Origin of the sequence: Algoriphagus sp. SE2 (genome assembly GCF_039563885.1) — a bacterium.
Lineage (GTDB): Bacteria > Bacteroidota > Bacteroidia > Cytophagales > Cyclobacteriaceae > Algoriphagus.
The window spans coordinates 44,169-56,491 of record NZ_JBCLWJ010000022.1 but is presented as its reverse complement, the minus strand read 5'-3'; the positions used below and the strand labels follow the sequence as shown (position 1 = coordinate 56,491).

Sequence of the window (12,323 nt, the reverse complement as noted above, 5' to 3'; positions counted from 1 at the left end):
GGTCGAAATGACAATGAAACGAATCAATCTTTTTGGAATTTTAAGATTTATATTTTTCAAGCATTCCTTTGCCCCTTTTGTCTCCTCACGAACATAAATAGCCCATGGTTTAAACCATGGGCTAGGAATTTACAACCCGAATTTCTCTCCCATCTCCCGAATCATCTTGTAGCCATTCTCGGCCATATCCCAAGGTTCGGAGAAATTCCTCCATACCCCGATGGAATTTGCGAAAGCTGGATCATTTCTGGTAAAGCCCTCGATAGTCAGCCAGCCCTTATAGTTCACATCGGCTAAGGCCTTAAACGTTTCATCAAAGTTCACATGACCGGAACCCGGGGTACCTCGATCATTTTCCGAAATATGGAAATGCCCTAGTTGCGGAGCAATAAACTTGATCGCATCACCAAGCTTCTTTTCTTCGATATTCGCATGGTGCGTATCAAACATCGCCTGCACATTCGAATGATTGACTTTTTTGAGCAGATAGGAAAGTTGCTGCATGGTATTGCAGAGGTAGCACTCGAATCGGTTTAAGGCTTCTGGAGTTAATAAAACCCCGGCATCTTTTGCATAATCTGCAACGCCATGAAGGACTTCTGCCGACCAGTTATACTCGTCTTCAATCGGTTCGCGGGAAGCAAAAACCGTAAAAGCCGAATGAAATGGACCACAAAGCACCTGAGCGTTCAGATCGTTAGCACGATCGATCACCCATTTGAGTTGCTCGCTTGCGGCAGCTCTAACTTGGGCATCCGGTGAAATCGGGTTTTGTTCCGGACCCATCACGGTAACCGCAGTTACCTCCAATCCAATGTCCGCACAATGCTTTCCGATCATTTTGAAGGATTCTTCCGGTGAACCCCCAATAAAAAATTCAGCCCCATCATATCCGATTTTCTTCAATCGATCGAGAATGGGTAAAAGTGAATCCGACATTTCAGCCGACCAGGCCAGCACATTAAATCCTATTTTGTTCATGAGTTTATTTATGTTTTTTAAATCCCCCTACCCCCTTAAAAAAGGGGGAGTCGATCTTCTTTAACCTCAATCTTTTCAGAAGAAAATCACAATTCTTGCTTTGAATATTTAAAATATATCTAGGTCAAATCCCCCTTCCAAAGGGGGCAAGGGGGATTTTTGAATTATTTAAAATCACTAACCTTCATTCCTTTTCGGAAGCTATCGAATCCAAACATCGTTGGATCATAGTTCCCTACGATATCCACAGACAATTCAGGAGTAATAACTTCAGGCATTTTCAGTAACCAAAAAGAAGCATTTAAGATTAATCTTCTCATATCTTCTGATTCAAAATCGAGTGAAGATCCCAAAGTGCTCCCAAAAACCATCCCGGTCTTCCCGCCTTCCAAAGAGTATTCCTTGGTCCAGGCAATCGGCATGATGGATTTTTCATACATCAAAGGAGCTTCTGCTGTCATTCCCGCAGTGGATTGTCCGTAAAGTAAGACATTGGCTGAGGAAGGAAGATTCTTGATAGAATACACATCGGTCGGTGCCCAAATATCATCTACTCCTCGAAGAATAGGATGATCTGCATCCCGGTCCACTCCATCGATCAAAGCACGTGTTCCCTCAGATTTATGGATGCCGTGGTGGGCAACCCAAGTTTCTCCAACAACCTGCTGACCGAATCCACCCTCCCAGCCTGGGACTTTACTGTTCCAGGTCCATTTGAAATAGGGTGAGTTTTGATCCTTGATAGCAAAAGGATGCGTGGATGTTCTTAAGGCAATGAAAGGTTTCCCAGCTTTAAAATAATCCTCTAAATGTTTCATCTGATCCATTGGCAAATCCCGAAAACGGATCAGCATGATCATCAGATCAGCATCTTTTAAATGCTCTAGCCCGGGAATATTATTTTGATAACTTGGTACTACATCCCCGGTTTCGGGGTTGATTGGAAATAATACGGTAGTGGTAAAACCATATTTCTCAGAAAGTATTTTTGCCATCATCGGCATAGATTCCTCGGAGCGATATTCGTCGTCACCGGAAATCAAAACGACATGCTTGCCTTTTCCCGGACCAGATTTACCTTCGAACTGCAAGAAAGTTTCTCCATTTTGGGCACAAGCCAAAGAAAATATCAAGGCAAAAGCCACTGTCATAATGCCTGTAAATTTCCTTCTAAAAGTTGTTTTCATAGTATTTTGGGATTGAGGATAGAAGAAATAAAATAATCACCCCCTATCCAAGTAGTTTTTATAATTACGGTTATTTCGCTTCAAAAATCAATGGGAAAAATTTCCCGTCCATTTTTTCACCTTTGGGGATCACAGGAACACCTTCCAGCAAAGGTTCATCCGTATCTGAAAGTGTTCCATCTGCAAAGACATTCAATACAAAAGCTCTTCTTGATCGATCTGAGAAATTCGCATAGCTCCCATGTACCATTAATGGGTGATGAAACGTGGCATATCCTGCCTTCAGGGGAACAGCAACGGGATTAAATGCAGCCAACTGCTCTTTATTCAGCATGGCTTTTAGTCCATCCATTTCTCCGGCAAGAGCAGGCTTATCCAGTAATCCCCAATTATGGCTTCCGGGAATGTAATTTAAACAACCATTCGCTTCAGTAGCATCATCCAGACCGCACCAGCAAGTCAGGTGCTGCATGGCAATGGTTCGCGTCCAATAGGAATAATCCTGGTGCCACGCGACATTCCCTCCATGTTTTGCTGGCTTGCAAAAAAGCTGATCGTGCCAAAATCGAACTGATTTATTTCCTAGCAGTTGACTTGCTGCCATGAGAAAGGCTGGATTCCAGATCACATCATGAAATGCCGGATGAATTCTCCAATGGCCCAATGAGTGAAAAAGCACTTGATTTGGGTCCGAAGATTCATTGCTATGAAATTCATGAAATAAATGGTGCATCGGATGTTTTGGATCAGAAACTTCTTCTAAAGCTTCTTTTAATGTCCGGATTTGATCTTCATCCAATAATTTGATTCCTGATAAATAGCCATTCTCGTGAAAAAAATCGACTTGATCCTGGGTGAGTCGATACTTCTCCCACTCGGTTTTTGTTTTTGGCTGATCAAACAGATTGGTAATCGGTTGAGAATAATCAGATAGATCTCTCATAATATTGCTGCGTTAAGTATGCTAGGAAGTTAAGAAAAAGAAGAATTTTAAATGGTCAAATTCACTTGAAATTCATCAATTGTTTCGAAATCCATTCCGTTACTTTTCGTTATTGCTAGCTGTAAATCGAAACAAATAACAATGAATTTAAATAGTTTTTAATTACTATTAAATTAGCAAAACCCTCTAATAATCAAGATATGAATAACAAAAGAAGAAATTTTTTAAAAACCAGTGCCCTTGGGTTTGCTGGTATTTCCTTTATCCCTTCCTCGGTATTAGGAAAACCACTTGGCCATGTCGCTCCAAGTGATAAAGTAGATTTAGCCTGCTGCGGCATCGGTAATAGAGGTGCACAGATTATTAATGATCTTTATAAAACCGGTCTTTGTAATATTGTCGCACTCTGTGATGTGGATATGGGTGCGCCCCATACCCTGGAAATCATGAATAAATTCCCAAATGCAAAGAGATTCCAGGACTTCAGAGAAATGTTTGACCAGTTTGGAAATGGTTTTGAGGCAATCACCGTTGGAACACCGGATTTTTCTCATTTCCCCATCACCATGCTTGCCATGTCTGAAGGAAAACATGTGTATGTAGAAAAGCCAATGGCCAGAACCTTCAATGAAATCACCTTGATGATGGATTGTGCCAAAAGACACAGCGTAGTTACCCAAATGGGAAATCAAGGACATTCCGAGGGAAATTATTTTCAGTTCAAAGCATGGAAGGATGCTGGAATCATCTCGGATGTTACGGCTGTGACAGCTCATATGAACAGCCCAAGAAGATGGCATGGATGGGATGTAAACATGCAAAGTTTCCCCAAAGCCGAGCCCCTACCAAGTACCATGGAATGGGACACTTGGTTGATGGCAAGAAGCCAGCATGACTATAACAAGGATTTTGTCAATGGCCAATGGCGCTGCTGGTATGACTTTGGAATGGGAGCCTTGGGAGATTGGGGAGCACATACTATGGACACGGTTCATGAATTCCTTGAATTGGGATTGCCTTATGAGGTAGATCCGGTTATGCTGAGGGGACATAACAACTTCTTTTTTCCGATGTCCACCACCTTGGCTTTCAAATTCCCAGAAAGAAATGGTATGCCTGCACTGACACTTTCTTGGTATGATGGGGTTGACAATATCCCCCCTGTTCCGGAAAATTATGGCGTATCTGAATTAAATGCAGATATTCCTGCAGCAAGCAATGGACAGATTCAGCCTGCGAAACTAAATCCGGGTAAAATTATTTATGGAAAAGATCTAACCTTCAAAGGCGGATCCCATGGCAGTACCTTATCGATCATCGGTGAGGATAAAGCAAATGATATGGCAAGCAAACTTCCAGAAGTACCGGAAAGCCCATCCAATCATTTTGCGAACTTCCTGAAAGCTTCGATGGGCCAAGAAAAAACACGTTCACCTTTTGAAATTGCGGGACCTTTAAGTCAGGTATTTTGTTTAGGAGTTTTGGCGCAGCAGCTAAATGCTAAACTGGAATTTGACAGGGAAACGCATCGAATCACTAACAACCCACTGGCTAACCAATTGCTGGCTGGTGAAGCACCAAGAAAAGGCTGGGAAGAATTTTACACTTTGTAAATAATCTGACAAAAACCAAAAAAGCTGAAGCGAGTAATCGTTTCAGCTTTTTTTACGATCTATTTTTTTCTCCTTTATTAAAATTTCGGGCAAGGAAGAATGGTATCTCTTCTATTTGGCTGTCCCTCATATTTATTCGGTAAAGTCCAGGAAAGACTGATTTCGTGTGCCCCTCCAGATTGTATACCTAATTGTGAAACGGTGTAATCAAAACTGTAACCAATGTTTAGTCCGCTGAGTAAATTGACACCAACCATCATGACAATTGCATCTCTATTACTTTGATTTTCCACAGGTTTGTAAGGTAAGCCTCTGTACCAAAGTCCAAAAACTATGGGTTCCACATAGAAATAGGCTCCAACATCCAACTGCTCAAATGGCCCTTGTCTCTTATAATTGATAGTAGGCGTGAAATAACGTTTACGACGAATATGAGTAAAATCCTGTCTCATGCTACCTTCTCCCAAGTCAAAGCGATAGCCTGCATGCAAGGAAAACTTGGCAGGCAACTTACTGACTCCATCTAAAAATGATTGATTTGGTTCGTTTACATGATGGGCAGAAACTCCTACCCAAAAATCATCTGTGAAAAACATTCCACCAAGTGAAAGGGACAACATACTAACTGGATCACCTAATCCCGGTATATCTGTACCTGGAAGAATTGGACCAAAAGGATCACTTGGGTTTATTTGGTTGGCAAAAATAAGATTTTCATAAAACCCAATTTCTCTTCGGATGTATGAAGCTTGAAAACCTGGTCGGAAATAAGCATTATCACTTATTTTTAATTCATAAGAATATAATGCAGAAATAGTCGTCGATCTTAACTTTGAAGCTCCTTCTGTATCTTGCATGACCATAACGCCAATTCCAGAATTGTAATTTGGTAAATATGTGTCATAATAGGCGGAGAAAGTGGTAAACTGTGCATCGATGCTCGGCCATTGGTTGCGATAGTTGAATCCAACCCGACCCGTCAACTCCCCTCCTGTCATTGCCGGGTTGAGATAAAGTGGCGCGGCATAATATTGGCTATATTGAGGGTCTTGCCCAAAGGCATGAAACTGCAGTCCGAGAAAGCAGAGTGAAAAAAAAACTATTAAATGCAGAGACCGTAACAAAGATTTGTTCGTTTATTTGATTATTCAGTTGGCTTTTAAAACGATTTACATGTTTGGTTGTTTTAAAAGCAGTTCGAAAATTATGAAAAGCAACCCTAATTCCATAAGGTTCAAGTACATTTTTACCCTTTCGCTTCTATTTACCCTATTTGCGATAGATTCAAAAGTCCTTTCGCAGGGATATAATGAAAACGAATGGATTTTTGGAAGCTGCGAAACCGGAGAAAGTAATTACCTCTCTTTTGGTAAAGGTAGCACACCTACTGTTCAAACCTTACCAAATACCGTGCTACTTGGTAAAAATAATAGTGCAATAGCAATAGATCCCATAACAGGTCAGCCTCTTTTTCAAACAAACGGGGAATTAGTCTACGATTTTAGCCAATCTCCCATAGAGGGATCTGCTCCAGGACTCAACGGAAATGTAGACGGGACGCAGCAGGTGGCAACCGGTTTTTTGGAATACGACCCGGAGGGAAATAAATTATTCTACATTTTTTACATTTCACTTTCCGGCGAACTCCAATATTCACTGGTGGATATGAATGCTCCTGGACAAGCAGCAGGAAATGAACGGCCTTTGGGTGAAGTTATTTCAAAAGATATTAGTATAGGAAATGCCTCTGGGGCATTACTTGTTGTCAAAAATGCCTCCTCACCTTCTTATTTAATAAGTTTTGATGGGGGGAATTTAGTGTCTCAAAGATTGGATGATGGAGAGGGAAATTTCACAACCACAGACACAAAAGGGGTACCGTTCACTCCAGAGAGAATTGTCTATAAGGAGGAAATGGGTCAATTGATTCTAATTCCCTCTGATAGCAATGATCAAATTCAGATTTTAGGTTTTGATGCATCCACAGGAACTTTTGGCGCTGAAAACCCAATCACAAATGTTACCGGATCAGGAGCTTATGGAGGTGCAGATTACTCTCCTGATGGCGGATTTATTTATTATTCCTTGGGAAATCAGCTTTTTAGAGTCCCAACCAACAATCTTGCTGCAGAACCTGAGGAGATTCCACTTGCTGCTGATTTAAATGGTGTTTATGATGTTAAAGTTGGTCCCGATGGAAGCCTTTATTACATCTATGAAGAAGTAGCAGGAGGTCCTCAATTAATTGGAAAGGTAGAAAACCCGAATGAAGTAGATTTGACTTTATTGAATTTGGACGAAGATCCATTTATGGGTGCGGATTTTTGTGGCCGGGTATTTCCGGTGTTTGCTCCCAATGCAGACATAAATCCTAGTGTTGATTTCACTTGGGATCCGGAAATGCCCTGTGCAAATAATCCCATTCAATTAACAAGTACACTCACTCCAGAAAATTATAGTCCTGCAAGTTACACTTGGGAATTTAATCCTCCACTGACAGATTCTGATGGAAATCCAGTGGAAGCAGATTATAATCAGGAACATTTTTTAGTTCCGGCAGATGCCGCTCAGGGAACAGATATCACGGTCACATTGACTGTAGAATATGAGGATGGGGAAACTCAAACCTCCACGAAAACAATCCCCTTAACTGAGAATAATTTAGAAGCCAATTTCTCTCCTTCTGATACTACCCTTTGTAATACCTGTATTGACATAGGACCTTTATTGCAAGCTCAGGCAGCCGGTCAAGATGGTGAAGGCCCAGGGGGAGGCGGTACAGGAGGCGGAGGCGGTGCTGGTGGCGGTGATAACTACGAATATTTTTGGTCAAATTATAGAGATGAAGGATGGGGAACAAGACAGGAAAATGAGGTTTGTCAACCAGGATTGTACTGGGCGCTTGTTAGAGAGCCTGGTTCATCGTGTTATGCTTATGCAGAAATCCGAATTAAAATCTGGGACTTAGATGATCAAAGTAACAATATCTGGTATTTTGGTGATGGGGCTGGATTGGATTTTAACCCCGATCCCGATGATCCCGATGCACCAACTCCAAGACCCATAGAAAATCGTCATCCTCAGGATATTCCAGCAGGAACAACCACAATCTCAGATGAAACTGGACAAGTTCTTTTTTATACCGATGGAGCCACTGTCTGGGATCTAAATGGAAATGTCATGGAAAACGGTGACTCTATCGGTGGGGATAATTCTGCCAGTCAATCAGTAATGGCAGTCCCAGTCCCAGATGAACAAACTTTATTTTACCTATTTACCACCCAGGAATCAGCAAATGGAACCAATGAAGTAAGCTATTCTTTGGTTGATATTAAAGCTGAAAATCAAACCGGAGTCGGAAATGTAGTATCAAAAGATAACTTTTTATTCAGTCCTTCCACGGAACATACTGCCGCTTTAAATGCGGGAGATACCACTTGGATGATGTTTCATGAGCTCGGAAACAATACTTTTAGAGCATATCCTGTTTCCGCATTAGGAATAGGCCCCCCGGTATTAAGTTCAGTCGGCAGTAATCACGGATTTAATTCCGGCGTGGGAGCGATGAAATTCAATTCAGATGGTGACAAATTAGCTGTTACCATCTCTGAAGGCGGGTGTAATAAATTAGAAATTTTTGATTTCGATCAGAGTACAGGAGAATTGACTGAATATGCAAGAATAGATCTTGGTTGTGATGGGGATGTCTACGGTTTAGAATTTTCGGAGGATGGAGATCGAGTATTGGTTTCCTATAGAAATGGGGGGCCAGGGATTGAAGAATTTATTATTAAACCAGTTGAAAATGATGACCCGGATGCCGCCATCTGTCCAAGCTGTTTTGAAAATGCAAATACAAGAGCAGAGATAGAAGCCTGTATCAATAGTACAAAAAATGCTATCAGCGGGACCTCAGGATTGGATCTAGGTGCAATCCAAATTGGTCCTAATGGACAGGTTTATGTGGCAGTAGTGGGATCAGATAGAATTGGTCAGGTAAGTGTAGGCTCAGGCTGTAACTCTTCCAGTACTTTTACTACAGATGCTGTTGAACGAATGCCCGGGACAACCAATTTAGGTCTTCCTTCCTTCGTGCAAAATTCAGGAAGCTCTATTCCTGAACCGTCTTTATCAGGACCACCAAGGATTTGTTTGGATCCCGATGAGGGTGGCGGAGCATTGTTTGAAGGTGCCGGAGAACCTGATATTGACAGTTATTTCTATACCATAACCGATGAAAATGGACTTGTAGTATTGGATAATTTTGGAGGACCAGGAGATGAATTCCAGAGTTATGAGCATAATTTTTCAGAACCAGGTTTATACACTGTTGACTTGAGAGTAGACAGATGTGGTGATCCAACTTATTATGAAGCCAGCCTGGAAGTTCAGGTTGATGCACCACCCGTTTTAACCCTGGAAGACGATGTGACATTATGTTCCGATGCGCCGGTTACTTTAACCGCTATTGATGGCTATGATCCAGCAGAAGGAATCTATGATTTCCAGTGGACAAACGCAGCCGGTCAAGTAATTGGAGATGAAAATTCAAATGAAATAACGGTAGAAGAAGAAAGTATCTATACTGTAACCGTAAGCTATAGACTGCCTGATGGCCTTTCAGATGATGAAGCCTTGCTTTATGAAACCTGTCCATCTACTGCAGAGGTTTTTGTTGGTCCTGCTTTTGAGTTTGATTTGACACAAACTTCAGAAGAAGTATGCTATGAAGAGACTACCGTCACTTTTGCTCCAGATACACCTATTTCTGGTGAATGGTTCTATACCCTAAATGGAGACCCAGCTAGAACCTCTTTGGGTACCTTCTTCGAATTGGAGTTATTTATTACCAGCTTACCTGGCCCAGGTGAGTATGAGATAATTTTCGTCACTCAAGATCCAATTTTAGAGGGTTGCACAGTAGAGAAAAAATTAGATTTATTGGTTAATGAATTGCCAATTTTCATAGCTGCGCAAACCACTCCTGCAACAGATTGTAATACGGCAGACGGATCATTTGAAATCACCATGCAGGCTGATGCTGATGAAGTCAGAATTCCTGAATTAAGTCAGGTATTTTCCAATGTATCTGCAGGTGACATTATTCCTGTAACCGGTCTTTTTCCTGGAGCTTATACCATTGAGGCAGAAAATTCAACAGGCTGTCTTTTTTCAGCCACAGTAACAATTGAAAATTCAAACCCTCCAGTAGGATTTGAATATACTGTTACCCCAACAGATGAAATCTGTAGTGAAGACGGAATTGAAAATGGTGTTTTAACGATTGATTTCACCTCCTCGCCACAATCTGGAAGCTATACTATAACCAGAGAGGGAGATGGACAGGTCTTTTCAGGGGTTTTCACTAATACTTCTCAGGTGATAGTCAATGTGCCATATGGTGACTATGTTGTAGAAATTCAAGATCCTACAAATTGTGCGATACCTGACCCTAACATTTATACCATAAATCAAAAATTCGAAGTCACTTTCTCTGTACCTTCAAATTTCACTGCTTGTGGCAGTTATACCTTTACACCGGAATCTCCAGAAACACTTGAATATTCTGTTACAAACAGCTTGGGAACGACCATTTTCCCTGAGGCAGATGGCAGTTTCACGATTACTCAAAGCGGAGATTATACTGTACGAGGGGTAGACCCTAGCGGAATCAACTGTCCTAAAGAATTACCAATCACGGTGACAATTACAGAGCCCATTGATTTTGAGGTTTCAGAGCCGATAGTTGACTGTCAAGTGGGAACGAGATATGAGGCAATTCTAAATAATGCAGACCCGGCTGATGTCATTTTCCTTTGGAAAGATGAAAGTGGAATCATTGTAGGAAGATCTCAAAGTTTTGTGCCTGTCCGTTCAGGAAATTATTCATTGGAAGTCCAACCTAGAGCTGGTGGTTTATGCCCAGTTGATAGAAAGCCATTCCAGGCTGAAGTAATTTCTCAAAATCTTGACGTAGAGTTAGATGTGGTTCCATTCTGTATCGACCAAACTAGTACTACAATCACTATTGTTGCAGATCTAACTACTGTTGCCGAAATCGAATGGTATTCTGTGCAGGGAACGACAAGAACAAGAATACCTGCTTTTGACAACCTGCCAATTATCGAAGTTTCTCAAGAAGGTACTTATGAGGCACTATTAAGAAGTGCGGCAGGATGTGACCTTGGAAGGGCCAGCGGAGTTGTTGCGAAATCTGTTATTATTCCTCCTGTGCTTCCTACTTCAATTACTATTTGTGCTGTTGAGGGTGTAGACCAAAGTCTTGACCCTGGAGTTTATGATAATTATTCCTGGATCTTAAATGGAGAGGAAGTTTCACAAGAAGCTGTTTTCACTCCTTCTCTTCCTGGTATATATACTCTGGTAGTATCTGACAACCTTGGATGTGAGTATAGTACAACGATTGAGGTAATTGAGGATTGTGCACTGAAAATCTCATTTCCAAATGGTGTTGTATTGAATGATCCAAACAGAAATTTTATTCTTTATGCTAACGATTATATTGACTTTGTAGAGGTCTATATTTATAATCGATGGGGAGAACTGATTTTCTATTGTGAACATGAAAATATAGAACCGGCACAGGCATTTTGTCCTTGGGATGGAACATTAAATGGAAATTTCGTACCAAATGGAACATATGCGGTCGTTGTGAAGTTAACTAGTGAAGACCAAAATATTACCCAAAAAATCACTAAAGCTATAACAGTAATTCAGTAATGCTTATCCTTATTTCACCTGCCAAAACATTAGATTACAGCGTTCCACCTATTAAATCCCATTCTTTGCCGGATTTTCAATCTGACACGCAATCCCTTGTCAGAATAATGAAAAAGAAATCAGCAAGTGAGATTTCTGGACTAATGGATATAAGTGATTCCTTGGCCACACTTAATGAAGAGAGATACAAAACCTTTCAAAAAGAGTTTAATTTTGAAAATTCGAAACAAGCACTTTTAGCCTTCAAAGGGGATGTCTATACTAAAATTGATGTTGACCAATACGATGAGTCTGATTATGATTTTGCTCAAAACCATCTAAGAATCCTTTCCGGTCTTTATGGTCTTCTAAAGCCTTTAGACTTAATTCAGCCTTATCGGTTGGAAATGGGAACGAAGCTAGAAAACAAAAAAGGAAAAAATTTATATGCGTTTTGGGATAAAAAAATAGCAAAAGCAATCAATAAAGTGGCTCAAGGAGAAACAATTATTAATCTAGCAAGCCAAGAATACTTTAAAGCTGTTGATCAAAAATCATTAAAATCCCCAGTAGTTACTATTCATTTTAAAGAATACAAAGACGAGACTTACAAAGTGGTTGGATTTTTTGCCAAACAAGCTAGAGGCATGATGACTAACTTTGCCATTAAAAATAGAATTACCGAGCCTCAGGATCTTAAGAGCTTTAACCAGGAAGGGTATGAATATTCAGAAAATCTAAGTTCAAAAACCGACTGGGTTTTTGTAAGATAGATTTCTAATTTTTGTCCTGAACGAGTTTGGAGTAAATATTTCAGAAATTAATTGGTGTGTTTAAATAAATCTGGAATAAACTTTGAACTACTAAAAATGAACTTTA

Annotated in this window: 7 protein-coding genes; 3 read left to right on the top strand and 4 right to left on the bottom strand. The window is 40.6% G+C overall.

Translation table 11 applies throughout. From position 1 onward, the window contains the following. Positions 1-129: 129 nt before the first annotated feature. The 3 genes from AAGF08_RS18775 to AAGF08_RS18765 all read right to left on the bottom strand — a co-directional run bounded on the left by AAGF08_RS18775 (position 130) and on the right by AAGF08_RS18765 (position 3,111). A complete protein-coding gene (locus tag AAGF08_RS18775) occupies positions 130-981 on the bottom strand; it encodes a sugar phosphate isomerase/epimerase family protein (protein ID WP_343512928.1) in 852 nt (283 codons plus the stop codon). Positions 982-1,145: 164 nt separating this feature from the next. Beyond that, complete coding sequence (locus AAGF08_RS18770) at positions 1,146-2,168, bottom strand: ThuA domain-containing protein (RefSeq protein ID WP_343512927.1); 1,023 nt, start codon at positions 2,166-2,168, stop codon at positions 1,146-1,148. Positions 2,169-2,238: 70 nt separating this feature from the next. After that, positions 2,239-3,111, bottom strand: coding sequence for a phytanoyl-CoA dioxygenase family protein (locus tag AAGF08_RS18765; protein WP_343512926.1), 873 nt, complete (start codon positions 3,109-3,111; stop codon positions 2,239-2,241). A 200-nt stretch (positions 3,112-3,311) separates the two neighbouring features. On the opposite strand from AAGF08_RS18765, the gene AAGF08_RS18760 reads away from it, so the two are divergent. Further along, a complete protein-coding gene (locus AAGF08_RS18760; RefSeq protein WP_343512925.1) occupies positions 3,312-4,724 on the top strand; it encodes a Gfo/Idh/MocA family oxidoreductase in 1,413 nt (470 codons plus the stop codon). Between the two features lie 77 nt (positions 4,725-4,801). Here AAGF08_RS18760 and AAGF08_RS18755 read toward each other — a convergent pair whose 3' ends face one another. After that, positions 4,802-5,848: a type IX secretion system membrane protein PorP/SprF gene (locus AAGF08_RS18755; protein WP_343512924.1), complete on the bottom strand. Its 1,047-nt coding sequence runs from the start codon at positions 5,846-5,848 to the stop codon at positions 4,802-4,804. Between the two features lie 82 nt (positions 5,849-5,930). Here AAGF08_RS18755 and AAGF08_RS18750 point away from each other — a divergent pair, with 82 nt between their 5' ends. Both AAGF08_RS18750 and yaaA read left to right on the top strand, forming a co-directional pair. Continuing rightward, the gene (locus AAGF08_RS18750; protein ID WP_343512923.1) at positions 5,931-11,465 is read left to right on the top strand and encodes a gliding motility-associated C-terminal domain-containing protein; all 5,535 of its coding nucleotides are present in this window, start codon (positions 5,931-5,933) and stop codon (positions 11,463-11,465) included. Then, positions 11,465-12,217, top strand: a complete 753-nt coding sequence (gene yaaA / locus AAGF08_RS18745; RefSeq protein WP_343512922.1) for a peroxide stress protein YaaA — start codon at positions 11,465-11,467, stop codon at positions 12,215-12,217. The genes AAGF08_RS18750 and yaaA overlap by 1 nt, the downstream gene beginning before the upstream one ends. Positions 12,218-12,323 lie beyond the last annotated feature (106 nt).